This window comes from Stenotrophomonas sp. GW821-FHT01H02A (assembly GCF_059422145.1).
Genome location: NZ_JBWKWI010000001.1, coordinates 146,874 through 173,699, shown reverse-complemented (window position 1 = coordinate 173,699; position 26,826 = coordinate 146,874). Strand labels below are relative to the sequence as shown.

The 26,826-nt window shown below is 64.8% G+C and carries 21 protein-coding genes and 2 pseudogenes; 8 read left to right on the top strand and 15 right to left on the bottom strand.

Annotated features, from left to right (window positions below):
* Window positions 1-20: 20 nt before the first annotated feature.
* From AC07WC_RS00820 to AC07WC_RS00790, 7 genes are all read right to left on the bottom strand, one after another.
* Window positions 21-1,499 carry an ABC transporter ATP-binding protein gene (locus AC07WC_RS00820; protein WP_495208373.1) on the bottom strand — a complete coding sequence of 493 codons (1,479 nt, stop codon included), beginning with the start codon at window positions 1,497-1,499 and terminating at the stop codon, window positions 21-23.
* Window positions 1,420-2,178: an ABC transporter permease gene (locus AC07WC_RS00815; RefSeq protein WP_495208372.1), complete on the bottom strand. Its 759-nt coding sequence runs from the start codon at window positions 2,176-2,178 to the stop codon at window positions 1,420-1,422. Before AC07WC_RS00815 ends, AC07WC_RS00820 begins: the two co-directional genes overlap by 80 nt.
* A gap of 23 nt (window positions 2,179-2,201) precedes the next feature.
* Window positions 2,202-3,392, bottom strand: a complete 1,191-nt coding sequence (locus tag AC07WC_RS00810; RefSeq protein ID WP_495208371.1) for a cystathionine gamma-synthase — start codon at window positions 3,390-3,392, stop codon at window positions 2,202-2,204.
* A 118-nt stretch (window positions 3,393-3,510) separates the two neighbouring features.
* Window positions 3,511-4,881: a pyridoxal-phosphate dependent enzyme gene (locus AC07WC_RS00805; RefSeq protein WP_495208370.1), complete on the bottom strand. Its 1,371-nt coding sequence runs from the start codon at window positions 4,879-4,881 to the stop codon at window positions 3,511-3,513.
* Between the two features lie 190 nt (window positions 4,882-5,071).
* Window positions 5,072-5,290, bottom strand: coding sequence for an HP1242/YdcH family protein (locus AC07WC_RS00800; protein WP_495208369.1), 219 nt, complete (start codon window positions 5,288-5,290; stop codon window positions 5,072-5,074).
* 364 nt (window positions 5,291-5,654) lie between these two features.
* On the bottom strand, window positions 5,655-6,536 hold the full coding sequence (locus AC07WC_RS00795; RefSeq protein ID WP_495208753.1) for an OmpA family protein: 882 nt from the start codon (window positions 6,534-6,536) through the stop codon (window positions 5,655-5,657).
* A 14-nt stretch (window positions 6,537-6,550) separates the two neighbouring features.
* Entirely contained in the window at window positions 6,551-6,934 is a 384-nt protein-coding gene (locus tag AC07WC_RS00790) for a DUF4398 domain-containing protein (protein WP_495208368.1), read from the bottom strand.
* Window positions 6,935-7,031: 97 nt separating this feature from the next.
* Between AC07WC_RS00790 and AC07WC_RS00785 the strand changes: the two genes are divergently transcribed.
* Window positions 7,032-8,159: a PilT/PilU family type 4a pilus ATPase gene (locus tag AC07WC_RS00785; RefSeq protein WP_070471661.1), complete on the top strand. Its 1,128-nt coding sequence runs from the start codon at window positions 7,032-7,034 to the stop codon at window positions 8,157-8,159.
* Window positions 8,160-8,185: 26 nt separating this feature from the next.
* Here the strand turns inward: AC07WC_RS00785 and maiA are convergent, their stop codons facing one another.
* On the bottom strand, window positions 8,186-8,839 hold the full coding sequence (gene maiA, locus AC07WC_RS00780) for a maleylacetoacetate isomerase (RefSeq protein ID WP_495208367.1): 654 nt from the start codon (window positions 8,837-8,839) through the stop codon (window positions 8,186-8,188).
* Between the two features lie 20 nt (window positions 8,840-8,859).
* The gene (locus AC07WC_RS00775; RefSeq protein ID WP_495208366.1) at window positions 8,860-9,849 is read right to left on the bottom strand and encodes a fumarylacetoacetate hydrolase family protein; all 990 of its coding nucleotides are present in this window, start codon (window positions 9,847-9,849) and stop codon (window positions 8,860-8,862) included.
* 443 nt (window positions 9,850-10,292) lie between these two features.
* Here AC07WC_RS00775 and AC07WC_RS00770 point away from each other — a divergent pair, with 443 nt between their 5' ends.
* Window positions 10,293-11,675: a DEAD/DEAH box helicase gene (locus AC07WC_RS00770; RefSeq protein WP_495208365.1), complete on the top strand. Its 1,383-nt coding sequence runs from the start codon at window positions 10,293-10,295 to the stop codon at window positions 11,673-11,675.
* A gap of 165 nt (window positions 11,676-11,840) precedes the next feature.
* On the opposite strand, the gene AC07WC_RS00765 is transcribed toward AC07WC_RS00770, so the two are convergent.
* The gene (locus AC07WC_RS00765) at window positions 11,841-14,414 is read right to left on the bottom strand and encodes a M14 family zinc carboxypeptidase (protein WP_495208752.1); all 2,574 of its coding nucleotides are present in this window, start codon (window positions 14,412-14,414) and stop codon (window positions 11,841-11,843) included.
* A gap of 78 nt (window positions 14,415-14,492) precedes the next feature.
* Complete coding sequence (locus AC07WC_RS00760; protein WP_495208751.1) at window positions 14,493-17,138, bottom strand: TonB-dependent receptor; 2,646 nt, start codon at window positions 17,136-17,138, stop codon at window positions 14,493-14,495.
* A gap of 188 nt (window positions 17,139-17,326) precedes the next feature.
* Between AC07WC_RS00760 and queD the strand changes: the two genes are divergently transcribed.
* The 4 genes and pseudogenes from queD (at window position 17,327) to AC07WC_RS00740 (ending at window position 19,605) form a co-directional block, all read left to right on the top strand.
* On the top strand, window positions 17,327-17,680 hold the full coding sequence (gene queD, locus AC07WC_RS00755; protein ID WP_495208364.1) for a 6-carboxytetrahydropterin synthase QueD: 354 nt from the start codon (window positions 17,327-17,329) through the stop codon (window positions 17,678-17,680).
* Between the two features lie 149 nt (window positions 17,681-17,829).
* Window positions 17,830-18,195, top strand: a complete 366-nt coding sequence (locus tag AC07WC_RS00750) for a phasin family protein (protein WP_495208363.1) — start codon at window positions 17,830-17,832, stop codon at window positions 18,193-18,195.
* Between the two features lie 269 nt (window positions 18,196-18,464).
* A pseudogene (locus tag AC07WC_RS00745) lies at window positions 18,465-19,224 on the top strand (IS3 family transposase).
* 71 nt (window positions 19,225-19,295) lie between these two features.
* A pseudogene (locus AC07WC_RS00740) lies at window positions 19,296-19,605 on the top strand (transposase).
* A 20-nt stretch (window positions 19,606-19,625) separates the two neighbouring features.
* Here the strand turns inward: AC07WC_RS00740 and AC07WC_RS00735 are convergent.
* Both AC07WC_RS00735 and AC07WC_RS00730 read right to left on the bottom strand, forming a co-directional pair.
* Entirely contained in the window at window positions 19,626-21,545 is a 1,920-nt protein-coding gene (locus AC07WC_RS00735) for an asparagine synthetase B family protein (RefSeq protein WP_495208362.1), read from the bottom strand.
* Between the two features lie 97 nt (window positions 21,546-21,642).
* Window positions 21,643-22,254 carry a porin family protein gene (locus AC07WC_RS00730; RefSeq protein ID WP_495208361.1) on the bottom strand — a complete coding sequence of 204 codons (612 nt, stop codon included), beginning with the start codon at window positions 22,252-22,254 and terminating at the stop codon, window positions 21,643-21,645.
* 333 nt (window positions 22,255-22,587) lie between these two features.
* Here AC07WC_RS00730 and AC07WC_RS00725 point away from each other — a divergent pair, with 333 nt between their 5' ends.
* Entirely contained in the window at window positions 22,588-23,277 is a 690-nt protein-coding gene (locus AC07WC_RS00725) for a winged helix-turn-helix domain-containing protein (protein WP_495208360.1), read from the top strand.
* A 5-nt stretch (window positions 23,278-23,282) separates the two neighbouring features.
* Complete coding sequence (locus tag AC07WC_RS00720) at window positions 23,283-24,611, top strand: ATP-binding protein (protein ID WP_495208359.1); 1,329 nt, start codon at window positions 23,283-23,285, stop codon at window positions 24,609-24,611.
* 17 nt (window positions 24,612-24,628) lie between these two features.
* Here AC07WC_RS00720 and AC07WC_RS00715 read toward each other — a convergent pair whose 3' ends face one another.
* Window positions 24,629-26,095, bottom strand: a complete 1,467-nt coding sequence (locus tag AC07WC_RS00715) for a sensor histidine kinase (protein WP_495208358.1) — start codon at window positions 26,093-26,095, stop codon at window positions 24,629-24,631.
* Window positions 26,092-26,814, bottom strand: a complete 723-nt coding sequence (locus AC07WC_RS00710) for a response regulator transcription factor (protein ID WP_495208357.1) — start codon at window positions 26,812-26,814, stop codon at window positions 26,092-26,094. Before AC07WC_RS00710 ends, AC07WC_RS00715 begins: the two co-directional genes overlap by 4 nt.
* Between the last annotated feature and the right edge of the window lie 12 nt (window positions 26,815-26,826).

The window sequence follows — 26,826 nt, the reverse complement described above, 5'->3', positions numbered from 1 at the left end:
CATATCCATTGGACCTTCCGCTATCGATGGGCATCGGCGATGTCCGCGCGCATGCGCAGATCGCAGACGCCGCCAAAGGAGTATTCTTTCTGGCGCATGCCGACCTGGAAGAAGGCCGCTTCATCGCGCCAATGCAACATCCGTTGTGCACCCCCGAAACGCTCCAACTCTTCGGAGACGGACACCTGAATTTCGTAAAAGTTCACGCCCAGTGCGCAGTCGAATGAAAAAGATATCACGAAGGGAGTGTCGGCCGCGAACGTGGTGCCCCATACGCTGGGAGTCGCCTGGCCGAGCTCCGCCCAGCGGGTCACGTCCTGGTTCAAGGTGCCCCATGAATAAAGCTTGACGCCTTCCTTGTTGCGCAGACGGATGTTGACGTTGAGCTTGTCCATGTCACGCACGGGGCGCGCGACAACTTCGATGACCACACGCTCGCCGGGCAGGAAATAGGCACACTCCTCGCCACGTTCATCGAAGATCCGGACGCGCTCGACGACACAGTCATAGTCACCGAAGGAGAGCTTGTCGCTGCGTGCGCCCAGCACCGGCGATGCGTCATGCGCCAGCCCTTCGGTCGGCTGCTGCGCCTCGACGATCTTCTGAGAATGCTGCAGGTGTTGCGCGCTGACCGAGGCGTAATAATCGCGCTCGTCCTCGTGTAGCTGCTTGCGGTACTCAAGTACTACATCTGACGAAGGACCGGCCGCGCGCACGACACCATCGCGAAGCAGGATCGCGTGGTCTGTCAGGGTCCGGATCGATTCCTGATCGTGTGACACCAGCAGCAGCGTGCACCCGTTGGCCCTGAGCGCCTCCATCTGCTGGAAGCAGCGCTTCTGGAACAGCGCGTCACCCACTGCCAATGCTTCATCGACGATCAGGATGTCCGGCTCCACCTGGGTCTGCACCGCGAAGGCCAGGCGCAGCATCATCCCGCTGGAGTACGTGCGTACCGGCTGCTCAATGAAGTCCCCGATGTCGGCGAAGGCAGCGATCGCATCGAAACGCTGCATGACCTCACGCTCGGTCAGTCCGAGGATCATGCCGTTGAGGATGACGTTCTCGCGGCCAGTGAAATCCGGATTGAATCCGCTGCCCAGTTCCAGCAGGGCGGCGATGCGCCCATTGACGTGGGCCTTGCCGGTGGTTGGCGCCAACGTGCCGGCAATGATCTGCAGCAGCGTGGACTTCCCCGAGCCGTTGCGCCCGATGATGCCCACGGCATCACCGCGCTTTACCTTGAGGCTGACATCGCGCAGCGCCCAGAACTCACGGCCACGTTGCCGGGACGACCAGTTGCCGCTGCCGGGCACGACGCGGCCGAGACGCGGCAACAGCATCTGCAACAGGCGGTCGGAGGGCTTGTCGAAAATGTTGAAGACTTTGCTGACATTTTCGATATCAATGACCAGATCTTCAGACGACATCAGCGAAAGCCCTCCGGGTACGCTGGAACCACCAATAACCAAAGAAGAAGATGGCCAACGACCAAGCAACCGCCCAGCTGTACAAGCCCCAATCCGGCAGCGTGCCGGCAACGATCAGCGCGCGGGTCTGTTCCACATACACGGCCAACGGACTCAACCGCATCCACTTACCGATCGCATCGGGAAAGATGATTGACGGATACAGAACCGGAGTGAGGTATTGCAGAATGCGCGCCAGCAGGCCGGCAAGTTGATCCACGTCGCGGAAGAACACCCCCAGCGATGCGAACAGATACGTGACGCCCATGGTCAGCGCGAGCATGGGGATGATCAGGATCGGCAACAGGATGATCTGCCAGTGCAATCCGAAGCTGCTGAAGATCAGAAACGCGATCAATGCGATCGTGGCGACGCCAGCATTGTAAAGCGACGAAAGCACCACGACCGGAGGCAGCACCTCCAGCGGAAACACCACCTTTTTCACCAGGTTCGGGTTACTCAGGATCGCCGTCGGCGCACGGGTGATCGACTCGGCGAAAAAGTTGTAGACGATCAAGCCGATGAACAGCAGCACGGCGTAGTCGACCTTGGTATGGACCTCGATGCCCTTCCACTTGGCACTGAAGATCGTGCTGAAGATGATCGTATAGATCGCCAGCATGATCAGCGGCACGAGCACGCCCCACAGCGCGCCCAGCAGCGAATCCTTGTACTTCTTCTTGATGTCCCGGCCGGTCAGGCTGAGCATCAATTCGATGCGTCTCCCCATCATCAGGCTGCTTCCACCAGGGCCCGCTCCAGATCCACCTGCAGATCCCCCAGCTCCTCGACCCCCACGCTCAGCCGCACCAGTGCATCGCTGATGCCCAGCTTCTCGCGGCGCTCGACCGGGATCGAGGCATGCGTCATCACCGCCGGATGGTTGACCAGACTTTCCACGCCCCCCAGCGATTCGGCCAGGGTGAACAGCTCGGTCTTCTCGCAGAAGCGCTTGGCCGCCTGGAAACCGCCCTTGAGGACGATCGAGACGATACCGCCGTAGCCCTTCATCTGGCGGGTCGCCAGCGCGTGCTGCGGGTGCGAGGTCAGGCCGGGGTAGATGACCTTCTCGACGGCCGGATGCGTTTCCAGCCACTGGGCCAGGGCCAGCGCATTGGCGCAGTGGGCCTTCATGCGCAGCGGCAGGGTCTTCAGGCCGCGCAGGGCCAGGAAGCTGTCGAACGGGCCCTGGACCGCGCCGATGGAGTTCTGCAGGAAGGTCATCTGCTCGGCCAGTTCGGCGTCGTCGCCGACCACGACCATGCCGCCGACCATGTCCGAGTGCCCATTGAGGTACTTGGTCGCCGAGTGCAGGACCAGGTCCGCACCCTGCTCCAGCGGACGCTGCAGCATCGGCGAGGCGAAGGTGTTGTCGACCACCACCAGCAGCCCGTGGCGCTTGGCGATGGCCGCCACTGCCGCGATGTCCACGATCTTCAGCATCGGGTTGGTCGGGGTTTCGATCCAGACCATCTTGGTCTGCGGGGTGATCGCGGCCTCGAAAGCGCCCAGGTCGGTCAGGTCGACGAAGCTGAACTGCAGGCCGGCGGTGCGCTTACGCACGCGCTCGAACAGGCGGAAGGTGCCGCCATAGATGTCATCCATCGCCACCACGTGACTGCCGGCGTCCAGCAGTTCCATCACCGTGGAGCTGGCGGCCATGCCCGAGGCGAACGCGTAGCCGCGGCTGCCGCCTTCCAGGGAGGCCACGCAACGCTCATAGGCGAAGCGGGTGGGATTGTGGGTGCGCGAGTACTCGAAGCCCTGGTGCTCACCGGGGCTGGACTGGGCGTAGGTGGAGGTCGCATAGATCGGCGGCATCACGGCGCCGGTGCTCGGGTCCGGCGATTGGCCGCCGTGGATGGCCAGGGTAGCCAGGGCGAGCGAGCGGTCGCCGTGCCCGGAAGAAGCGTGATCGGACATGTTGTTTCCCAGCAAGAGGAGCCCCCATGGGGGCCCCGCAAAAGGAGCGGAAGTCTATCAGCGGTGGCTTAATCGGCCGTTGACGCGGATAAACATGGGTTCATTGCGACACTACGGCTTACTGTACCCGGCGGCGCAGGTAGTTCAGCAGGTCGATGCGGGTGATCAGGCCGAGGAAGTTGGCGCCATCCATGACAATGGCGACCTGGCCACGGTCGAACACCGGCAGCAGGGCCTCGATCGGGGATTTCACGTCCAGGCGGTCCAGCTTGCTGACCATCGCAGTGGCGACCGGGTCGCGGAAGCGGGCTTCGTCACCGTAGACGTGCAGCAGGACGTCGCTTTCATCCACGATGCCCACCAGCTGGTCGCCATCCATCACCGGCAGCTGCGAGACGTCGTACAGCTTCATGCGCTGGTAGGCGGTGGTCAGCAGGTCGTTCGGGCCGATCACGACGGTGTCGCGCTGGCCATACGGGCGCAGGATCAGGTCGCGCAGGTCGCCCGACTGCGGGCGTTCCAGGAAGCCGTTGTCCAGCATCCAGTAGTCGTTGTACATCTTGGACAGGTACTTGTTGCCGGTGTCGCAGACCAGCACCAGCACCTTCTTCGGGGTGGTCTGCTCCTTGCAGTACTTCAGCGCCGCGGCCAGCAGGGTGCCGGTCGAGGAGCCGCCGAGGATGCCTTCCTTGCCCAGCAGCTCGCGCGCGGTGTGGAAGCTCTCGGCATCGCTGATCGCGTAGGCCTTGGTGACCCGGCTGAAATCGGCGATCGAGGGCAGGAAATCCTCGCCGATGCCTTCCACCAGCCAGCTGCCCGACTTGTCGTTGAGCACCCCGTCATTGATGTACTCGGCCAGGATCGAGCCGACCGGGTCGGCCAGGACCAGCTCGGTCTTCGGCGACAGGGTGGCGAAGGCGCGCGACAGGCCGGTCATGGTGCCGGAGCTGCCACAGCCGAACACGATCGCGTCGAGGTCGCCGTCCATCTGGGCCAAGATTTCCGGACCGGTGCCGAACTCGTGCGCGGCCGGGTTGTCCGGGTTGCCGAACTGGTTGATGAAGTACGCGCCGGGGGTTTCCTCGGCCACGCGCTTGGCCATGTCCTGGTAGTACTCCGGGTGGCCCTTGGCCACGTCCGAACGGGTCAGGCGCACTTCGGCACCCATCGCCTTGAGGTTGAAGATCTTCTCGCGGCTCATCTTGTCCGGCACGACCAGGATCAGCTGGTAGCCCTTCTGCTGGGCCACCAGCGCCAGGCCCAGGCCGGTGTTGCCGGCGGTGCCCTCGACCAGGGTCGCACCCGGCTTGAGCTCGCCACGCTGCTCGGCGGCTTCGATCATCGACAGGCCGATGCGGTCTTTGATCGATCCTCCGGGATTGGCACTCTCGAGCTTCAGGTAAAGCTCGCAGACACCGGTATCCAGACGCTGGGCCTTGACGATCGGGGTCTGGCCAATGAGTTCGAGTACGGAGGAGTGGATTGCCATCGGTTCACATCGATTCGCGCCGCAATGCGGCCGGACCGGTGATTATCCGACGGTTGGCGGCGAAAGTCAGGTTGCCGCGTTCATCGACCTTGCGGCCGGTTTGCCGCTGCGGGAGATGCCCGGAGCGACGCGGACGGCACCGGTCGACGAGGAGACCGGAACCGCCCGCGACGTAGGGCGGTAAAGGGGATCAGTGCACGGGGGAGGCGTACATCCGTTCCAGTTTCTGCTTGGCCAGCAGCTTTTCACGCTTCATCTGTCCCAGGGTGAGGCTGTCTATCGGGAGCACACCCAGCTCGGCATCCATGCACGTCTTGTTCAACTTCTGGTGCCGTTCGTAAAGCGCCTTGAATTCGGGGTCCTGCTTGCGCCGTGCGTCGATATCGCTCTGGGGCTGACCGTCAAACATGATGAACCTCCTATCGCTTCTGCAGAAACAATAACGCCCCGGCCTGACGGCACGGGGCGCTGCCTGGGGCGGAGTGCCGGGCAACCCTGACCTGCGAACCCGCAGCGTCGTCCAGTGCGTACTGGACCTGCAACTGCTGTGATTCGTGGCGCTGGTGCATTGCCGGCCCTCCAATCGTCCAGGCCGCGGAAGGCGACCCGGACAACTGACCCTACGCTTGCTTCGGAACCGGTTCAACCCTTTCAAACGATATCGTCGGCCCCGCCTAGGCGGGGTTCAGGCTGAACGCGCAGAACAACGGAAATTAAACAAAAACAACCAGTTGCGTCATGACCTCCGGCCATGACGCCCGGCCACCCCGGCATCACGGGGCGATGATGACCTCCGCCGAGCGGGCCTTGGTCGCTGCGGCCTTCTTGCCGCTGACCTGCAACCGGCTGGCACTGACGCCGGCGGCCACCAGGGCATCGCGCAACGCCTCGGCGCGTTGCTGGCCAACCCCGGCCGCGGCGTCATAGGCCTCGATCCGGACCCGGCCCTTCTTGCCGATGTTCAGGTACTCGGCCAAGGCCTTGGCCTGGCCCTTGGCACCGCTGGACAGGCTGCCCTTGCCGGCGGCGAACGCGTCGCCGTTGAACGTGAACACTTCGCCCCGTGCATCGAACTTCGACCCTGGCAGCTTGCTGCCCGAGACCAGCTCCGCTTCTTCCCGGGCCAGCTTGGCCGCGTTCTGCTGGGCCGCGCTGAGGCGCGCGGCCTGCTTGCCAACCACACTGGTCAGCGCGGTTTCGGCATCCTGGCGGGCCAGGGCTTCCTGTTCGGCCGCCTGGCGCAGGCGTTCGCTTTCTTCGGCCTGGATCTGGGCCTGGACGCGCAGGCGCTCGGTTTCCTGGCGGGCACGCTGGGCATCGCGGCGACTGGCCTCGATCAGCAGCTCGCTGCGGGTGCGCTCGAGCTGATCGACCTCGCGCTGGGCCAGGGCGGCCCGCACGCTGGTCTCGGCGATCTCGACCCGGCGCTCGGCCAGGTAACGGGCCTGGTCCAGATCGCGGCGCTTGGCCTTGGCCAGGTCGGCCACGGCCTGCTGGGCCTGCAGGCGCTCGAAGGCGGCCAGCTGGGCGGCATCGGGGTTGGCCTGGATCGCCATCAGACGCTGGGTGAGCTGGGCCACGGCCGGGTCATCGGCGGCCTGGACCATCAGCGGCAGGCCGAGGCTGGCGGCCAGCAGGAGGCAGGGCAGGCGCATCTTGGTGGAGATCATCAGCGGTCTTCCCCGGTGGCGAGCTGGCGCTGCAGCTGGGTGACTTCATTGCGGCGCAGCTGCAGCTGGGCGGTGGCGGTCGCTTCTTCGCTGCGGGCGCGGGCCAGGTCGGCGTCGACCGTGGCCCGGACCGCCAGCAGCGGCGCGTTCTTGCGCTCGCGGCGGTCACCGGCGGCGCGCTGGGCCTGCTCCAGGCCCTGGCGGGCCACTGCGATCAGGTCCGGGGCGTACTGGTCGGCATCGGCCTGGGTGGCCTTGTCGACCGCCTGCCGCGCCTGCATCAGTTCCAGGGCGCCATCCTGCGCCTGTGCGGCACCAGAGAGCGCGAATGCGCACACCGTCACATACAGGGCCCGTCGTATTTGTGCGAAGCTAGGTTTCATTGGGGGTGCCGTCGCCAGAGTTGTGTGCGCGGCCATTGTCGGAAGCCTGCGGTGCGCTTGCAATGGCAAGCCGCTGATTGTTGGGGAAACATTTCGCATGGATATCGGCTATTTCCTGAAGCTGATGACCGAAAAGAACGCGTCGGACATGTTCTTGACGACCGGAGCACCGGTATACATCAAGATCGAGGGGAAACTCTATCCGCTGGGCAATACCGGGCTGCCGCCCGGGATGGTCAAGAAGATCGCCTACTCGTTGATGGATGAAGGCCAGGCCCCGCAGTTCGAGCGCGAGCTCGAGCTCAACATGGCCATTGCCCTGCCGGACGCCGGGCGCTTCCGCGTCAACGTGTTCAAGCAGCGCGGCGAGGTCGGCATGGTGATCCGGGCGATCCGCAGCAAGATCCCCAGCATCGAGGAGCTCAACCTGCCGCAGGTGCTCAAGGACGTCATCATGACCCCGCGCGGGCTGGTGCTGGTGGTCGGCTCGACCGGCTCGGGCAAGTCGACCTCGCTGGCCTCGATGATCGACCACCGCAACAGCACCACGACCGGGCACATCCTCACCATCGAAGACCCGATCGAGTACCTGCACAAGCACAAGATGTCGATCGTCAACCAGCGCGAGGTCGGGCTGGACACGCATACCTTCCACGACGCGTTGAAGAACGCGATGCGTGAAGCGCCCGACGTGATCCTGATCGGCGAAATCCTGGATGCGGAAACCATGGAGGCGGCGATCGCGTTCGCCGAAACCGGCCATCTGTGCCTGGCCACCCTGCACTCCAACAACGCCGACCAGACCATCGAGCGCATCCTCAACTTCTTCCCCGAGAGCGCGCACCGCAATGTGCTGATGAACCTCTCGCTGAACCTGCGCGCGGTCGTTTCCCAGCGGCTGGTCAAGGGCAAGGACGGGCGCCGCCTGCCGGCCACCGAAGTGCTGATCAACACGCCGATGATCCGCGACCTGCTGCGCCGCGGCCAGGTGCACGAGATCAAGGCGGCGATGGAAGCCTCGCTGGAAGAAGGCATGGAGAGCTTCGACCAGTGCCTGTTCCGGATGGCCAAGAACGGCATCATCGAGCAGGAGGAAGCGCTGCGCGCGGCCGACTCACGCGATGGGCTGGCGTTGAAGTTCCGGCTCTCCGAGGGCGGCAACGAGCATGATCCGTACGCGGATTACTCGGCCGCCTCGGCACCGGCGATCACGCACGGGTTCTGATCGACCAACCGTCGGTGCGGGCCGATTCAGCCCGCGTCGATCTGATTCTCGGGCCGCGCCGCATCGAAGGCCGGCAAGGCCAGGCACGCCGCCTCGATCCGCTGCACGGTCGGATACGGGGCCAGATCCAGGCCGAACCGGTGCGCGTTGTACAGCTGCGGCAGCAGGCAGGCATCGGCCAGGCCAGGCTGGTCGCCATGACAGAAACGGCCGGTCGCTGCATGGCCGGCCAGCAGCGTTTCCATCGCTGCGAACCCCTCCGCCATCCAGTGCAGCGTCCACTGCGTGCGCAGCTCGGCGCTGGCCTGCAGACTGCGCTCCAGGTACTGCATCACCCGCAGGTTGTTGAGCGGGTGGATGTCGCAGGCCACCAGCTGGGCCAGCGCACGCACGCGCGCCCTGCCCTCGGCGTCGCCGGGCAGCAGCGGCGGGGCCGGGAACACCTCGTCGAGGTATTCCAGGATCGCCATCGACTGTTGCAGCACCCGATCGCCATGGCGCAGTGTCGGCACCAGCTCCTGCGGGTTGAGCGCGGCATAGGCCGCGCCGTGCTGCTCACCGCCCTCGCGGACCAGGTGCACCGGGGTGATCCGGTGCGGTAGCCCCTTGAGGTTCAGCCCGATACGCACGCGGTAGGCCGCGCTGGACCGCCAGTAACTGAAGAGTTCGATCGGTTCCACGGCGGTCTCCGGGCCGGTGCTCAGGGCTTGGCCGCCTGCTCGATGCGCTGTTCGATCGCACCGAAGATGCTTTCGCCGGCCGCATCGAACATCTCGATCCGCACCACGTCACCGAAGGACATGAACGGCGTGCTCGGCTTGCCGTCGCGCAGGGTTTCCACGGTGCGCTGTTCGGCGAAGCAGGAGGCGCCCTTGCTGGTGTCCTCGTTGGCGATGGTGCCCGAGCCGACGATCGCACCGGCGCCCAGCGGGCGGGTCCTGGCCGCATGCGCGACCAGCTGGGCGAAGTTGAACTGCATGTCCACCCCCGCTTCCGGCGCACCGAACCAGCTGCCATTGATATGCGTGACCAGCGGCAGATGGACCTTGCTGTCCTGCCAAGCGTCACCCAGCTCATCCGGAGTGACGAACACCGGCGACAGCGCCGAACGCGGCTTGGACTGCAGGAAGCCGAAACCCTTGGCCAGTTCGCCCGGGATCAGATTGCGCAGCGAGACGTCGTTGACCAGGCCGATCAGCTGGATGTGGCCGGCGGCCTGCTCCGGGGTCACCGCCATCGGCACGTCATCGGTGATCACCACCAGCTCGGCTTCCAGGTCGATGCCGTACTCCTCGCTGACCACCTTGACCGCATCGCGCGGGCCGTAGAAGCCGGCGCTGGTGGCCTGGTACATCAGCGGATCGGTGTAGAAGCTCTCCGGCACTTCGGCGCCACGGGCGCGGCGCACGCGGGCCACGTGCGGCAGGTAGGCACTGCCGTCGACGAACTCGTAGGAACGCGGCAGCGGCGCGGCCAGCGCCTGCAGGTCGATGTCGAACACGCCATCGGCGTCGCCGTCGTTCAGCGATTCGTACAGGGCGTTCAGGCGCGGGGCCAGGTGGCTCCAGTCTTCCAGCGCCTGCTGCAGGGTCGCGGCGATGCCGGTGGCGCGCACGCCGTGGCGCAGATCGCGCGAGACCACGATCAGGGTGCCGTCGCGGCCGCCTTCCTTCAAAGAACCAAGCTTCATGGGTGGGTATCCGGGATCGCGAAAATAGGTTTCAAGTGTAATCAAATGGTTGACGGGCCGACCAGCTGCGCCGCCGCATTGCCTTACCGTAATGCATTGCCTGCGCGCAGGAGCAGCCACGCATTGGGCGGCGCTACCGCTCGGCCCCCTCCCCGCAAACTGAACAGGGGGATTTGGTATGGGTCTCAAACATCCGTTAGACTATCCGGGTCTGCAGCGGCCGTCCGTTTCCCTTCGGGATCGCCGGCGATATGGATCAACGATCCGTCGCCCGCCCCCACTCCGACGCCATTCGTCATGCATTCCAGTCTTCGCACCGCGTCGACTGCACCCAATTCTCGCAGCGCGGTTCACGGGAACGCTCCGAGTCAGCCGATCACATTGATCTGCCTCGCGTCCGGCCATTCGGCCTGGCGTTACTTTGTCTTTGGAGCTTCCACCCGATGTCTTTTGAATCCTTGGGCCTTGCCCCGTTCCTGCTGCGCGCGTTGACCGAGCAGGGCTACGACACCCCGACCCCGATCCAGGAGCAGGCCATCCCGCTCGCCCTGGAAGGCCGCGACCTGCTGGCCGGCGCACAGACCGGTACCGGCAAGACGGCCGCGTTCGGCCTGCCGCTGCTGCAGCACCTGGGCACCAACCCGCAGGCCGTCAACGGCCCGCGCAAGCCGCGTGCCCTGGTGCTCGCCCCGACCCGCGAGCTGGCCACCCAGGTGCATGACAGCCTGCGCGGCTACAGCAAGTACCTGCGTATTCCCAGCGCCTGCATCTACGGCGGCGTCGGCATGGGCAACCAGTTCGACGTGCTGCGCCGTGGCGTGGACCTGCTGGTCGCCTGCCCGGGCCGCCTGATCGATCACATCGAGCGTCGCAGCGTCGACCTGTCCGGCATCGAGATCCTGGTCCTGGACGAAGCCGACCGCATGCTCGACATGGGCTTCCTGCCGTCGATCAAGAAGATCCTCGCCAAGCTGCCGCGTCAGAACCGCCAGACCCTGCTGTTCTCGGCCACGTTCGAAGAGAGCATCAAGCAGCTGGCCCTGGAGTTCATGCGCGACCCGGCGCAGATCCAGGTGACCCCGAAGAACACCGTCGCCGAGACCATCACCCACCGCGTGCATCCGGTCGATGGTGCGCGCAAGCGCGAACTGCTGCTGCACCTGCTGGCACAGGACAGCCGTGAGCAGACCCTGGTGTTCGGCCGTACCAAGCACGGCTGCGACAAGCTGGCCATGTTCCTGGACAAGTCCGGCATCAAGACCGCGGCGATCCACGGCAACAAGAGCCAGGGCCAGCGCCTGCGTGCGCTGGGTGATTTCAAGGCCGGCCGCGTGACCGTGCTGGTCGCCACCGACATCGCCGCGCGCGGCATCGACATCAACGAGCTGCCGAAGGTCATCAACTATGACCTGCCGATGGTGGCCGAGGATTACGTGCACCGCATCGGTCGTACCGGCCGTAACGGCTCGACCGGCCAGGCGATTTCGCTGGTCGCGCAGGACGAAGCCAAGCTGCTGCGCCAGATCGTGCGCCTGCTCGACAAGGACATGGACATCCGCGACGTGCCGGGCTTCGAGCCGCAGACCCCGATCCGCTGGGGCAACAGCGCGCCGGGCAAGACCGAAGTGCCGGGTGGCGACCGTTCGCCGCGCAAGCACGCGCGTCGTCCGCACAGCGAGGCCCCGCGCCACGCCCATGCCGGCCCGAAGAAGGCCGGTGGCGGCCAGCGTGATGGCGCCGGTCGCGGTGCACCGCGCAGTGGCCAGCCGCAGGGCCAGCGCCGTGGCGGTGGCGGCCGCAGCCAGGGTGGCGGTCGCGCCAGCTGATTCCTTCGGGCATCGCTGAAACGCAAAAAGGGCGACGCATCTGCGTCGCCCTTTTTCGTGCCGCGTCCAAGCGGCGATCGGCCCCACGTAGAGCCGACCGTTGGTCGGCTGTATGCCATCCGCGCACCGCGACAGCCGACCAACGGTCGGCGCTACCCGTGTGGGTCAGCCGCGCGGCTTGGTCGGGTTGAGCTGGTTGCCGAAGAAGATCGCGTTCAACAGCAGGCGCTCGGTACCATGCCAGTACTTGCGGTGGGCCGGGTCATCGGCGAACAGCACCACGTTGCCCTGCCCCTGCGGCGACACCAGCAGCCAGGCAGCACCAGCGACCCGGCTACGATTGCGCTCGGAGAGGTAACCGTTGACCTTCGGCGCTTCGTCGATGCGTACCACCGTGGAGAACGGGTTGCGGCTGGGCTGGAAGCTCAGGCCGTTTTCCTTGTTCACGGCCAGCTGCCGGCGCGGCACGCCGAAGCCCAGCGGATGCGTGGTGTCCACGTCGGCGCTGAGGATGTTGCCGCTCACGCGTTCGATCGCGGCGATGTCGCGCTGGTCGCCAAAGGCGCGTCGTGCCGCCTCCGGTTCCTTCTCCTCCGGCCCCAGCACTTCGTCGCTGAGCTTCTGTTCGATCGCCCAGCGCGCGGCGGTGCCATAGGTGATCAACGTGCCGCCAGCATTGATCCAGCGCTTGAGCGCGGCCACGGCGGTAGCATCGACGCCACCGTAGGTGCCCCCGGCCAGGACAATGGTGGTGTAGCGATCCAGAGCGACCTTGCCGAGCTGGGCCGGATCGATCTTGCTGGCCGGCAGTTGCAGGTGCTGGTCCAGCAGGAACCACGCCGAGCCGATTTCGGTGGCACTCACGCCTTCGCCCATCACCAGCGCGACCGCTGGCTTGCGCAGCGCCTTGACGCTGTCGCTGCCCAGATCGATACCGCTGCGGCTCTGCCCGCTGGACAACGCCTGGATGTGCACGCCACTGCTGCGCCCAACCGCGTCGATGGCCGCCAACAATTCGGCACCGGCCAGCGGCTGGCCCGCCACCGGCACCACCACGCTGCCGTAGCCGAACGATTGCTCGCCCTGCGCGGTGGCTGCGGTGAACGGCTGGAACGCGGCGCGGGTCAGCAGGCCCTTTGCCTGCAGCGCATACAGCGCGCGGCTGGCGTTGTAATCGCGCCAATCGAACACGTAGGCGTAGCCGGCCTGGCCACCGACCACGCCACCGTTGGCGGCCGGCACACTGGCGACGCGCTCGCCACCGGCAATCCGGCTGCGGCTGGCGGCGAACGCGATGCCGTAGGCCGGTGCGATCGCATAGGAGGTACTGCCGTAGAACACATCGCCCTTGATCGGCGGGGTATCGGCGAAGATCGAATGCACCAGGCGGAACTGCGGCTGCGCCGCCTGCACCACGTAGGCGCTGCCCGGCTCGAAGCGCTGCCCCTCCACGGTCACCGGGGCGCTCAGTGACTGCACGGTGATCTGGTGCTGCAGCAGCAGGTCCAGCAGGCGCTGGGTGAGCCCCGGATCGGCCGCATCGCCGAACACGAACGACTTCACCGGCTGCTGGCTGGCCTGCTTCAACGCGGACTGGAAGAAGTCCTTCTGCAGCTTCAGCAACCCGTCGCGTTCGGTCACCGCGCCACGCACGGTCCCCAGTCCGGTCGCCACCTGGTTGCGGATGGTGAAGCCGAAGGTCAGCAGGCCGTTGACCGATTCCTGCACGCGGCCGCGCGAGCTGGCCTGCTCCACGGTCACACCCACCGCACCGTGGAAGTCCGGGTAGGTCGAGCCGTACACCGGCGAGAAGTTGTCGTAGTTCTCCCCGGTGTAGTACAGCGAGCCGAGCGCATCCAGCGACTGTGCGTGGTACTTGGCCAGGGTCTTGTTGAACGCATATGACGCCGCCGGAATGAGCGGGCTGTGCATGCTCGCCGGCGACGGTTCGAAGTAGTAGGTGCTGTCCTTGCCCATCTCGTGGAAGTCGATCTGGACGTTGGGATACCACTGGTGGAAGTAGGCGATCTTCGGCCGCGTGTCCTGCTGGGTCAGTGCCAGCCAGTCGCGGTTGAGATCGGTGAAGTAGTGATTGGTGCGGCCCTGCGGGAACGGTTCGACATGTTCCTTGTCGGCCGGATCGGCCGAGGCCGGCGAGGACGCATACGCGTTGTGCCAGCTCGCCGCGCGGTCGCGCCCGTCCGGGTTCTGCGCCGGATCGAACAACACCACCGCCTGCTGCAGCCACTGCGCGGTCTCCGCACTGCGGTTGGTGACCAGGTAGTAGGCGGTCAGCATCGCCGCTTCACCGCTGGAGGTTTCATTGCCGTGCACGCTGTAGCCCAGCCACACCACCACCGGGCTGCTGCCGGCGGCCGAGAGCGGCTGCGCGGGATCGGCCAGGGTGACGTGCTGGCGACGTAATGCCTCCAGGTTCTGCAGGTTCTGCGCCGAGGTCACCGTAGCGATCAGCAGCGGACGTCCTTCGTAGCTGCGGCCGATCTCCTCGACCTTGATCTTGTCGGAGTGTCTGGCCAGTTCGTTGAAATAGGCCACCAGCTGATCGTGCCGCGTGTAGCGGCTGCCGATCTCATAGCCGAGGAACTGCTGCGGGGTCGGCACGGCAGGATCGAAATCACCGCCGGCCGGGAAGAAATACGCGCTCTGCGCGGACGCAGGCGCAGCGGACAGGCACAGCACCAACGCCAACCAGGCGATGGGAGAGAGCAGACGTTGCAGTGACACAGCGATTCCCCGGGAGACGGGCCGGTTCCTTCCGGCCCTGTGGATGCGCACGCTCCGGTGCAGTGGACAAGGTCAGAAGCGGTAGTCGAAGCCGACCGTGAAGTAGCGGCCGCGCAGGTCGTACTGACTGAAGTCGTACGGCGCGCGGATGCCCGGGAACGAGGCGTCATACGGCGGCTCTTCGTCGGCCAGGTTCTGGATCTTCGCGTACAGGGTCAGCTTGTCGATGCCGGTGTAACCCAGGTACAGATCGAACTGGTTGTACGCATCCACGCGGTCCTGCACGGCGGTGGCCGCGGCGCTGGCCTTCTGGTCATAGCCGCTGGTGTAGTACCAGGTCAGCGCCGTGCGGAAATCGCCGTAGCTCCAGTCGAAGGTGGTGGTCGCCTTGTTCTTGGGCAGGGTGGCGCCGAGGTTGCTGCCGGCGTAATCCACCAGCGGACCACCGACCACGGTGGGGCGGCTGTAGTCGCGCACGTGGGTGAAGGCAGTGCTCAGGCCGAAGTCGCCGGCACGCTCGGTGGGGAAGCGCTGGCGCAGTTCGACATCGAAGCCGGAGGTCTTCAGCTCGCTCAGGTTCTGGTAGCGGTTGTAGACCGCCAGCAGCTTGCCGCGCTCATCGCGCAGCACTGCACCGGGTACGTCATCGGTGACCAGGGTCTGGGTGTTGTTGGTGCCCACCAGGTTCTCCAGCTCGATGCGGTAGTAGTCCACGCTCAGGCTGGTGTTGGACCACGGCGAGAGCACGATGCCGGCGTTGAAGCTCTTGGTGCGCTCGGGCTTGAGGTCGTTGTTGCCGACGGTGAAGAAGGTCGGGTTCTGCCGCGAGCCCGGCACGTCCGGATCGCGCGGATCGATCACGCTGCCGTAGGCGATGCTGGTGCTGTTGGAGTTCTCCGACAGCGACGGCGCGCGGAAACCCTTGGAAGCGGCGGCACGCACCAGCAGGATGTCCCACGGCTGCCAACGCAGGCTCAGCTTGGGCGAGAAGGCATCGCCAAAGTCGCTGTAGTGATCGGCACGCGCGGCCGCCTGCAGTTCCAGGCGCTCGGCCAGCGGCACGTTCACTTCGGCATAGGCGGCGGTGACCTTGCGCTCGCCATGCACCTCGGCGATCGCCGGACGGATCTGCAGGCCCGCATCGATCTGCCAGGGGTTGTTGGAATCGAGTTTCTCGCGGCGCCATTCGGCACCCGCGGCAAACCCGATCTCGCCCGCCCAGGTGTGGCCGATCGCACCGGAGATCTTGGCATCCACGCCCTGCAGCACCGACTCGGCCGGACGCAGCGTGCTGATGTTGATCGCGTTGAGCACGTCCTGCGGGGTGGCCGCGGGATTGAGCAGGTTGTAGCTGCCGGTGGCGAGGGCATCGGCCAGCGCATAGCGGTTGGCGAAGCCGCCGGAGACAGTCTCGCGCTCACTGCTGCGCGCGCCGAAGGCACCCACTTCCCAGTCCCAGTTCTGCAGGCTGCCGCGCAGCCCGACCAGGCCGCGGTAGGCCTGCGAGCGGTTGGTCTTGATGGTCGCGCCGAGGTTGAAGAACGTGTACTCGATCGGCACCGCGCGGCCGTACGGGTTGTACGGACTGCTGGCCGGCAGGTTCGACGACACCGGCTCGGCCAGGCCGGTATCGGCGTTGAGCGCGAAGCGGCCGCTTTCCAGGGTGAAGAACGGGCTGCTGCCGAACCAGGCAACGCCCTTGATGTCGCTGTAGAGCACTTCACCGAAGGCTTCGACGTTGTCATTCACCCGGAAGGTGCCGTTGACGTAGGCCTGGTAGCGCTTGGTCGAGGGGATCAGCGTGGTGTACGGCGCCTGGTTGAAGCCGCAGGTGTTGCCGGCCAGGCCATCGATCGGCGCGCTGGCCACCAGCGTGGTGCCCGCCGGGCAGTTGCCGTTGGCATCCAGCATCGGCACCGAGGTGCCGTTGACCAGGTAACGCGCGCCCTTGGCCGACCAGCCATTCCAGCGGCCGCCGGGCTTGTCGGTATAGATGCCCGACTTGGTCAGGTCACGCTGGTCCTGGTCCAGGCGCTCGCGGTTGTAGCCTTCCAGGCTGACCAGGATGTTGTAGCCGTCCGTGTCCAGGTCACCGATGCCGCCGATGAACTTCAGGTTCTGCTCGTCCAGCCCGCCCTGGTCGGCGGTGCCGAGGCTGCCACCGAGTGCGGCGCCTTCGAAATTCTGCCGGGTGATGATGTTGACCACACCGGCCACCGCATCGGAGCCGTACACGGCCGAAGCGCCGTCCTTGAGCACTTCGATGCGCTCCACGGCGACCAGCGGCAGCGCGTTGAGATTGACGAAGGTGTCCGACAGGCCGCCAGCCGGGAAGCCATAGTTGGCCAGGCGGCGCCCGTTGAGCAGCACCAGCGTGTTCTTCTGCGACAGGCCGCGCAGGCCGATCCCGGCCGAACCGGAGGCCCAGCCGTTGTTGGTGGTTTCGTTGTTGGCGTTGCCGGTGTTGGCCGAGATCGAGCGCAGCAGGTCGGCGACGGTGGCCTTACCGGTCTCCTCCAGCTGCTGGCGCTCGATCACCTGCACCGGGTTGGCCGATTCGGTATCGGTGCGCTTGATGTTGGACCCGGTGACCCGCACCGCGGCGAGGGTCTTGCTGTCGCCGGAGGCGGCGGCATCGGGGGCAGCGTCGGCGAACGCAGCCAAAGGCGTTGCCAGAGCGATGGACAACGCCGCTACAAGAAGAGTGTGCTTGGGCATGAACTTCAGTGGGGTGGTGGACGACAAGTTTCGCAGTAGTCCATGCCTGGCTGAACCCTGGCCAATAACATCTCTTCATACGGATATAAGAGAAACTAACATCTCTTCATCCGGATGGAAGTGTTTTCGTCAGCGAAAGTTAACAAACGGGACCGGCGTCACTCCCGGCCCGCCGCTACAATGCCGCCATGGAAATCTTCAAAGTTTTTACCCTCGAGGCCGCTCACCACCTCCCCAACGTGCCGCCGGGCCACAAGTGTGCGCGGCTGCACGGCCACTCGTTCCGGGTGGAACTGAAAGTGGAAGGCGAGCCGGGTGAGCAGACCGGCTGGATCATGGATTTCGGCGACGTCAAAGCCGCTTTCCAGCCGATCTATGACCGCCTGGACCACCACTACCTCAATGACATCCCCGGTCTGGAGAACCCGACCAGCGAGCGGCTGGCGATCTGGATCTGGAACGAGCTCAAGCCGGCTCTGTCAGCGCTGAGCGAAGTCACGGTGCATGAAACCTGCACCTCCGGCTGCCGCTATCGCGGTTGATCGCCGGCGGGATGCCTCTCCATCCCGTTGATCCTGAAGCGTTTCTGAGCGCGGCAGGGCAAATCCGGACCGGATCGGCAAAAACATGTTGCATCGCAATATATTCCGCGTATGCTGCATCGCATCAACGTTCTCGAGCTGTCCTGACCATGGCGCCCGCGTTCACCGATTCCTTCAGCGACTACACCCGCCAGCTGGCCGCCACGGCCACGCGCGCCAACCGGCTCGCACTGGAAAATGCCGAAAGCATGTTCGGGGTGCAGTTGAAGACGCTGGAGAAGAACATCACTGCCACCAGCGGGTTCTTCGGTGAAATCGTGCAGTCACAGGATGCCGGCACGCTGCAGTCGCTGCTGCCCAAAGGCGCGCAACTGGCACGTGACAACCTCGCCCGTTGGACCAGCGCCAGCCAGGAAGTGGCCGGCCTGGGGCTGAAGGCCTCCGAAGCCTTCAGCGAACTCGCCCGGCAGCCGTTCGCGGCCGCTGCGCCCAGCGCAGGCAAGACCCGCGGCTGAGCCGGACAACATCGAATTTGCGTGGGTCCCTCCCCCCACGCAATCCCAGACCCGACAGAACCCTCCCTCTGTCGGGTCTTTTTTTGGTTCTTCTCCCATCTGGGGGAGAGGCTCAACGACGTCCCCCCGAGATTGAGTAGCGCAATGGTTTGGAGTCCAAGCCTCAGCGACAAGGAGATTGGACGTGAAGAAGCGCTTTGACCAGACATTCGTCTGTTGAAAAGCCCGAAGAACAGATCATTGGCTTCCTGCGCGAGGCCGAGGCGGGCATGCCGATCAAGGAACTATGCCGCCAGCATGGCTTCAGTGAGGCCTCGTACTACCTGTGGCGCAGCAAGTCTGGCATACCGGCATCGACGTTACGGCGTGGGCATGATCCATCTGAAATTGCGACAGAAGGGGCTTGTCGTGAACTACAAGCGCGTGGAGCGCCTGTATCAGGAAGCGGGCCTTCAGGTGCGGCGCAGGAAGCGCAAGAAGGTGCCTGTCGGTGAGCGTCAGCCCTTGCTGCGCCCGTCCGCCGCCAATCAGGTGTGGTCGATGGATGTTGTGTTCGACCGCACCGCGGAAGGCCGAGTAATCAAGTGCCTGACCATCGTTGACGACGCCACCCACGAGGCCGTGGCTATCGAGGTGGAACGGGCCATTTCCGGGCAGGGCGTTGCCAGGGTGCTGGACAGCTTGGCCGTTCAGCACGGTTTACCGCAAGTGATCAGGACAGACAACGGCAAGGAGTTTTGCGGCAAAGCGATGGTGGCGTGGGCTCACGAGAAGGGAATTGCCCTGCGCCTGATCGAGCCAGGCAAGCCGAACCAAAATGCTTACGTTGAGTCCTTCAACGGGCGGCTGCGCGATGAATGTCTGAACGAGCATTGGTTCCCGACGTTGCTACATGCCAGGACCAGTATCGAAAGCTGGCGGCGTGACTACAACGAAGAAAGGCCTAAACGAGCACTTGGCGGACTGACACCAGCCCAGTACGCCGCGCAGTTGGCTGCCAAGAGGGATAAGATCAGCACCGGACTCTAAACCCGCCCACTACTCAGGACGGGGGACGTCGGCCGAATACGGCCGATAGGTCATCGACCGGATCCGCGTGAATGAGGCCAACAGGCTACGCCAGGACAACGCAACCCGGGCGCTACCGCAGCCAAGCTTGGGTAGAAAAAGCATGGAAGAGCTGGCGACAATGCGCCTTGCGTAGCCGCCTTGAGCCCCAGCAGGTGTTTGTCCGTCGCCTGCACCTCGATCTGCCAAGCATCCTGGCTCATTGCCGATGGCCTCTTGGAACGAATATAGTCGCGGGGATCAATAACAAGATCAAGGTCATCAAGCGCGTCGCCTACGGATACCGAGACGACGCCTAATTTCTTCCGCAAGATCCGGGCGACCTTCCCCGGAGTTGAGTGAATAACCTTTTTGTGCAGGGTTCAGACCTCTGAGATCGCCTGGCGGTGCCGTTCCAGCCAGGCTTGGAACATCAAGATGGGCCAGAGATGGGTATGCCACTTGCGGCGCCCTTGGCAGAACTCGCCCCAGATACGCCCGACCACGGCCACATCGAAATATCCCTCTCTACGCAGGCGTTGCTCGTCGAGCAGCGCGTCTGCCCATGGAAACAGAGGGCCAGCCAGCCAGGCCGCCACGGGGGGCCCGAAGCCCATTTTCGGACGGTGGACCAGTTGCTCCGGGAGATGTCGGCAGAGCAGCCGCTTGAGAATGCGCTTGTGCTCGCCACCGGCGTATTTGAACGGGCTGGGGAGTGACCAGGCAAAGCGTGCGACGGCGGCATCAAGTAGTGGTGACTGCGTGTCCAGTCCATGCGTGGCACCGGCACGATCGATCTTGGTCATGATCCCGTTGCCGAGATCCATCATGAAGTCCAAGTACTGGACTCGGTCAGCCGGATCACCCGCATGCAGCCATCGCTGGCAGTCGGCGAAGAGCGTAAGAGGCTCACTTGCGTGCAGCACCGCGCGGGATGGATCGCGCCAACGCGATACGCGCAGCAGGTAGTGTGCTTCCAGACTCTCTGCCTGCAACTCCGAGTGCAGCGCGGGCCATCCACCCAGTCGAGCACGCTCGCCGTGACGCTTCGGCCATCGCTGCAGCATTGCCCGCAATGGCGCAGGCATGCGCGCGGTCCAGGCCGCATTGCGCAGGGCTCTCTGATAGGCCCCATGGCCATGGAACAGTTCATCTCCCCCATCGCCGGTGAGCACGGTGCTGTGTTCTTTGGCAACCAGCGCGCACGCCAGCAGCGTCGGCACCTGGGATGCATCGGCAAAGGGCTCACACCAAACATCCGGCAGGGTCGCCACCAGCGCCGCCGCCTCGTCCCGACGCAGGGTGTGCCGGGTATGCTGCGTCCTCAGGCGCCCAGCGACCTGATCCGCCCAGCGGGATTCGTCATGACGCGGATCATCGAAGCCGACCGTGAAGGTCTCCACCGGCAGCGTGGACTGGGATTGCAGCACCGCAGTTACCAGCGATGAATCAGTCCCTCCGGAGAGAAATGCCGCCGCCGGAGCGCCTTGGGGCCTGCATCGCGAGACCGCATTGTGCAGAAGCAGCTCCAGTTCTCCAACCGCATCGTCGAAACTCAGTGTTGAGTAGGCCCTCTCGTCAATGGCGGCGCACATGTCCTCACGGGCATCCCAGTAGCGGCGACCGCCTGCATGATCGACATGCGCGACTGCGCCGGCTTCGCGCACCGCCAGATTGAGACGGACCACGCAGCCCGCTGCAACCTTGAAAACGCCCTGCTGAATGCTGTGCGGGGCAGGGATATAGCCATATCGAAGCAACAGAGTAAGCGCATCACGATTGACCGGCGCCTGAAAGCCAGGATAGCCGTGCAATGATGTAAGGCTGGAGCTGAACAATACGTTGCCATGGCACCACCCGTAATAGAGCGGACGGGCACCCACCCGATCGCGGGCCAACCAGAGCACCTTGTCCTGGCAGTCCCATACCGACAGCGCAAACGTGCCATCGCAATCGTGCAGTGTGCGCTGCACCCCACGCGCCGCAATGGACAGCAACAGCAGGGTCGCATCATCCACATCTGGATGGACGCTCGTGGCGTACTCACGTTCCAGGGCCGTGCGCACGTTCAACCTGCCATCCATGCACAGCACGTAGCGCCCACACCGAGACCTGCGAGGCCGGCCTTCCCTCGCCGCACCGACGTGCAACTGTGCCAGTGCCACGCCCTCCTTTTCTTCACACCAGAGCGTAGGCGGCAAGCTGTCACGATGGCGTGGCGTCACACTCATGGCTTGCACGTGCTGCGACAGTCCCGCTGCGCACTGCCCAAGGCGCAGGACCGCGCCACAGATACCATTCATGGGTCTTTCTCCTACCGGGAAGTGAGCGCGCGGCATTGCACCCGCTCACCTTGGGAAGCCGCCACCGATCCGCACGGATCGGCGCCGGTCGCTCGAATCAGAAGCGGTAGGACATACCCACGTTCCAGGTATTCAGACGCAGCCTTTCGACCCCTGCGGCTTGCTCTACCTTCCTGTTGGCCGACAGTGGAATGCTGTACTCGGCGCGCACGGCCAGTGTCTCGGTCAGATAGACGTTCGCGCCGACGCTGGGGGTTGTGGCGAACTTGCTCTGACGGATCCGCTTGGTATCCACAGCGGCGCTCTTGGGGGGTGCCCAGCTCTGCTGGCGACTTCCTGCCGCCACTTTGCCAAACAACTCGACATGATTACCAATCGGCAGCACTGCAAGCGCACCAACATTGAGCGAGCGGTTCGTCAGCCGCGGCACATCCTTACGGCGGCTGTTGTTGAGCGTGTTCTCAAACGAAGCTTCCGCGGCCAGGAATGGTCCGAATCGATAGCCACTGCCCATGGCGTAGCTAGCCCCGGAATCACGCTGCTTGCGTTTTTCACCGGGTACCACGTCTGCGGCTGGGGTCTTCCACTTGGCGTGCATTTTGCCAAGACCACCGTAAACATAAGCGCCGTCACGATCTTGGGGAGACGCGTGGGCGGTGGTGGCGACCAGGGCCAGCGACAAGGCAATAAGGGATCGCTTGATGTACATAGGTGACTCCGTGATTGGGAGTGCACAGCGTGGATTCCTGCCGGCCGCATGTCAGTGCAGTGCGCGTGTGCCTGTCGAAACCATTCTCGACGATGTGTAACCACACGTAACAACGTGCAGAACGCGACACCGCAGCGGTTTTCGCCTCAGATCCATCGCCGCACACTGAAGATGCTGTATGCGCCATGAGTAGTCGTTGTCTGCACTAATTGACGCCCTTTGTTTCAGCGGGGCGGCACCACGGCCCAGGAACGGCCCGCGGCAATCCGTATGAAGGTCGACGCCTTGCCGTACTGCTTTACGATCGCGCTAGGTCAGGCAGGCAATGCAGCTATGGTCGATATCGTGCTGGTGGAGGATGACGAGCGTCTGGGCAGGCTGGTGAGCGGCTATCTGGCAAAACACGGCTATGAGGTACTGCACGAACTCACTGGCGAGAGTGCCGTGGAACGGATTCCCGCGCTGGATCCGGCCGTGGTGCTGCTCGACGTGGCCCTGCCCGGCATCGATGGCTTTGCGGTGTGCGCAGCGCTCCGCCCCCGCTATCCCGGCGTGATCTGCATGCTGAGCGCTCGTACCGACGATATCGATCAGGTACTGGGGCTGGAGCTGGGTGCTGACGATTACATCGGCAAGCCGATTGAGCCACGCGTGCTGCTGGCACGTATCCGCGCGCATCTGCGTCGCGACAGCAGCCAACGACAGGCCCGGCCAGCGCTGTGTTTCGGGCAGCTGCGTATCGAGCGCGATACCCGCGAAGTGACCCTGCAGTCCGAGCGCATTGAATTGACGACGGCCGAGTTCGATCTGCTGTTGTGCCTGGCCGAGAGCGCCGGAACGATACTCAGCCGGGACAATCTACTGCGCGACCTGCGCGGCATCGGCTTCGACGGCTTGGATCGCTCGATCGATGCCCGCATCTCACGGCTGCGGCGCAAGCTCGGCGACCTGGGCGAGGTGCCAGAGCGCATCAAGACCATCCGCAGCAAGGGCTATCTGTTCAACCGGGCCGGGTGGGACTGAGTCCGGTGGCACCCTACGGTACCACCATTCACCACACCGGGCATTTCCGCCTCTTCCTGCGCTATTGCTTGGGTTTCGTTCTAGCGTACCTGGTCCTGATCGGCTCCGGACTTTACCTGTGGGCCGCGCTCACCGAGCAGGGCGAAGATCAGCAGATCCGCACACAGCTGCAGGGAATCCATCATCTTCTGCATGCTCGCTATGCCGATACTCCACAGGCGGACTGGCCGCAACTGACACGGCTACTACAGACGCAGTTCGCTTACCCGCTTCGGGTGATACCACTGGCCGAGGCACCGCACACTCTCTATCCCCGATCCCAACAACATCTTGACCAGGGGGGACTTGTCGTGACCGAAGATGCCAATTTCAGTTATCAGCGGCTGCCTGGGTCAAGCGAGGTGCTGGTGCTTGGCGACTTTTCCAAAGCCAACAAGGCCGATGTCGCCTGGTACGACAGCCCGAGCGTGGACACGCTGGTGACGGTCGGCATTTTTGTCATCGCCATCGCACTGCCGCTCTATTTTCTGGTCTATCGGCTCTGGCGCGATGTCTATGCGCTGGGCCACATGGCGCTGGCCATACAGCAGGGCAACCTTGCCATCGATGCACCGGCGGTCGGCACGCACCTCGTGCGCCCTCTGCGCGAAGCATTGTCCAGCATGGCCACCCAACTGCAGGAAGTCATGGAAGGGCAGCGGATTTTATCTCAGGCGGTTGCTCACGAAACCCGCACCCCGCTAACCCGGATGCGTTTCGCGCTGGCCATGATACAGGTCGGTGACGAGGACGCGGAAGGCGCGGAGCTGCTGGAAGGCCTGAAAGCCGACGTTGCCCGGTTGGAGCATCTCGCCTCGGCTGGCGTGACCTATGCGCAGTTCGGGCGCAGCCTGCGGATCAGCACGCAACGGTTGGAGGTGGCCGAATTGTTCGACGCACTCGACCAGCGTCTGCTGCCTGGTAGCAGGGTACCGCGCGTGCGCTTCCAGCCCTCACATCAACACTCACTCGTCGTCAACCGCGATGCCCTGCTGCTGGCACTGGGCAATCTGATCGGCAACGCATGCCGGCATGCGGCCAGCGAGGTGGTGGTAAGCGTATCCAAGATCGACCAACGGCTGGTCATCGCCGTCGACGATGACGGACCAGGGGTCGCCCCGGCAGACCGCGAACGCATTTTCCAGCCCTACGTGCAGTTGCAGCGACACCTCGATGGCTTCGGACTGGGGCTGGCCCTGGTCCACATTATCGCCATCAAACACGGTGGCCAGGCGGACGTCTGCGACTCCGTCCTCGGCGGTGCAAGGTTCCGGCTGTTGCTGCCAAATGCCTGACGCGCTCCCGCTGACCCTCAGCGTGTGGTCGGCAGCGTGAACGCGAACAGTGCCCCTGCGCAGCTCTCCAGCAGCTGGATGTCGCGGCCATGCAGCTGCAGGATGCGATGCACGATCAGCAGGCCAAGGCCGCCGCTGTCAGGCCGTTGGCTGCCCAGTGCAGGCATGGCGGTGAACAGGCTGTCGCGTCGCTCCGGCGCGATACCGGGGCCGCTGTCGGCCACGCTGATCTGCACCTCACCTTCGGCCGCGCGCAGCGTCACCGTGATCCGGCCGCCTTCGGGCGTATGCCGGATCGCGTTGTCCAGCAGATTGGTCAGCACCCGCTCGATCAGCGCCAGATCCGCCACCACCGGCGGCAACCCGGGCGCGATGTCGGCACTCAGCGACTGCCGGCGCGACCCGGCCGCCAACTCGAACTTCTGGAACACATCCTGGACCAGGTCCGGCAGCGAGAACGCCTGCCGGTCCAGCACCACCCCGCCGTGCTCCAGCCTGGCCAGCTCGAACAGGGCCTGGGCCAGCCGCCCGACCTTGTGGCTCTGCGACAGCGCGATCGACAGATAACGCTGGCGCTCGTCGGCGCTGAGCGTGGCGTCTTTCAGCGCCAGCGTTTCCAGATACCCGTGCAGCGAGGACAGCGGCGTGCGCAGGTCATGGGAAATATTCGCCACCAGTTCACGCCGCTGCAGGTCCTGCTGGCGCAGCTGCTGCCACTGCTCGCCCAGGCGCTGGGCCATGTGGCCGAAGGTGTGCTGCAGGATCGCCAGTTCATCACGCTCGCCAATCCGCAGCGGCGCCGGCGCCGGCGCGGCATCCGGGGTGGCCGCATCGACATCGAAGGACTGGATGCGACGGGTCAACTGGCGCAGCGGGCGGGTGACCCAGCGGAACGCGACCAGGCCGGCCAGCAAGCCGACCACCGCCACGATCGCCAGCGACCACAGCGTGGTGCGCAGCGTGCTGTTGGCCGCGATATTGGCCGCCAGCGCTTCGCGCTGTTCACCGACCAGCACCACGTAGATGTAGCCAGCCTGGTGGCCCTGTACCCATAGTGGCGCCGCGTTGAACACCTTGCGGCCGGTCGCGCTGCGCGGGTCATCGCCGAGGATCGGCAGCGGCTCGTCGCGCAGCAGCGCCTGTACCGGCGCCAGATCGACCCGGCTGCGCTTGAGATGGCCGTCCGGGGCATCGTGGCCGAGGATGCGGCCCTGGTCGTCGAGCAGGTACACCTCCACGCTCGGGTTGACCGCCATCAGCTTGCCGAACAGCGCGCGCACCTCGCCGTTGCGCATGCCGCGGCCATCCATCAGTTCGCCGCTGCGCGCGATGTGTTCGGCCAGCCCGCGCGAGAGGCGCTGCACGGTTTCCTGCTCATGCACGGTGGTGCTGCGCATCTGGATCCACACCAGCGCGCCACAGCACAGCAACAGCAGCGCGAAGAACACCGCGGACAGGCGCTGGGACAAGGTGAGCCGGATCATGCGTCGCCGCCTTCGTTGCCATCGACCAGTTTGTAGCCGCGCCCCCAGACCGTCTGGATGCGCTGCGGATTGGCCGCATCGCGCTCGATCTTGTTGCGCAGCCGGTTGATGTGGGTGTTGACGGTGTGTTCGTAGCCGTCGTGCTGGTAGCCCCATACCTGGTTGAGCAGGTCCATGCGCGAATACACCTGCCCCGGATGGCGGGCAAAGAAGTACAGCAGGTCGAACTCGCGCGGGGTTAGTTCCAGCGGCCGTCCCTCCACCAGCGCCGTGCGTGCGACTGGATCGATGCGCAGCCCGGCCACCTCGGTTTCACCGGCATCGATGCGCGCGTTCTGCGCCATCGCTTCCACACGGCGCAGCAGCGCTTTCACCCGCGCGACCAGTTCCAGCATCGAAAAGGGTTTGGCCAGGTAGTCATCCGCGCCCAGTTCCAGGCCGAGGATGCGATGCACTTCGCTGGCACGCGCACTGGTGATGATGATCGGGGTATAGCGCGTCATCGCGCGGGCGCGCTTGCAGATTTCCAGCCCGTCCACGCCGGGCAGCATCAGGTCCAGCACCAGCGCGCTCCAGGGTTGCCCCTCGAGCAGGGCCAGGCCCTCGTCGCCGGTGGCGGCATGGGTGACCTCATAGCCCTCGTCGCGCAGGTGCATGCGCAGCAGGTTGGCGATGTGGACATCGTCTTCGACGATCAGGACACGCTTGGCGCTGCTCATCGGCTCTGGAGG

Coding starts and splice junctions, on each gene's coding strand:
- AC07WC_RS00750 (WP_495208363.1), top strand. CDS start 17,830: ATGGCGCCCGCGTTCACCGATTCCTTCAGCGACTACACCCGCCAGCTG.
- queD (WP_495208364.1), top strand. CDS start 17,327: ATGGAAATCTTCAAAGTTTTTACCCTCGAGGCCGCTCACCACCTCCCC.
- AC07WC_RS00800 (WP_495208369.1), bottom strand. CDS start 5,290: ATGTTTGACGGTCAGCCCCAGAGCGATATCGACGCACGGCGCAAGCAG.
- AC07WC_RS00730 (WP_495208361.1), bottom strand. CDS start 22,254: ATGTACATCAAGCGATCCCTTATTGCCTTGTCGCTGGCCCTGGTCGCC.
- AC07WC_RS00810 (WP_495208371.1), bottom strand. CDS start 3,392: ATGTCCGATCACGCTTCTTCCGGGCACGGCGACCGCTCGCTCGCCCTG.
- AC07WC_RS00775 (WP_495208366.1), bottom strand. CDS start 9,849: ATGAAGCTTGGTTCTTTGAAGGAAGGCGGCCGCGACGGCACCCTGATC.
- AC07WC_RS00815 (WP_495208372.1), bottom strand. CDS start 2,178: ATGCTCAGCCTGACCGGCCGGGACATCAAGAAGAAGTACAAGGATTCG.
- AC07WC_RS00785 (WP_070471661.1), top strand. CDS start 7,032: ATGGATATCGGCTATTTCCTGAAGCTGATGACCGAAAAGAACGCGTCG.
- AC07WC_RS00735 (WP_495208362.1), bottom strand. CDS start 21,545: ATGAATGGTATCTGTGGCGCGGTCCTGCGCCTTGGGCAGTGCGCAGCG.
- AC07WC_RS00790 (WP_495208368.1), bottom strand. CDS start 6,934: ATGAAACCTAGCTTCGCACAAATACGACGGGCCCTGTATGTGACGGTG.
- AC07WC_RS00760 (WP_495208751.1), bottom strand. CDS start 17,138: ATGCCCAAGCACACTCTTCTTGTAGCGGCGTTGTCCATCGCTCTGGCA.
- AC07WC_RS00795 (WP_495208753.1), bottom strand. CDS start 6,536: ATGCGCCTGCCCTGCCTCCTGCTGGCCGCCAGCCTCGGCCTGCCGCTG.
- AC07WC_RS00770 (WP_495208365.1), top strand. CDS start 10,293: ATGTCTTTTGAATCCTTGGGCCTTGCCCCGTTCCTGCTGCGCGCGTTG.
- AC07WC_RS00715 (WP_495208358.1), bottom strand. CDS start 26,095: ATGATCCGGCTCACCTTGTCCCAGCGCCTGTCCGCGGTGTTCTTCGCG.
- AC07WC_RS00805 (WP_495208370.1), bottom strand. CDS start 4,881: ATGGCAATCCACTCCTCCGTACTCGAACTCATTGGCCAGACCCCGATC.
- AC07WC_RS00710 (WP_495208357.1), bottom strand. CDS start 26,814: ATGAGCAGCGCCAAGCGTGTCCTGATCGTCGAAGACGATGTCCACATC.
- AC07WC_RS00725 (WP_495208360.1), top strand. CDS start 22,588: ATGGTCGATATCGTGCTGGTGGAGGATGACGAGCGTCTGGGCAGGCTG.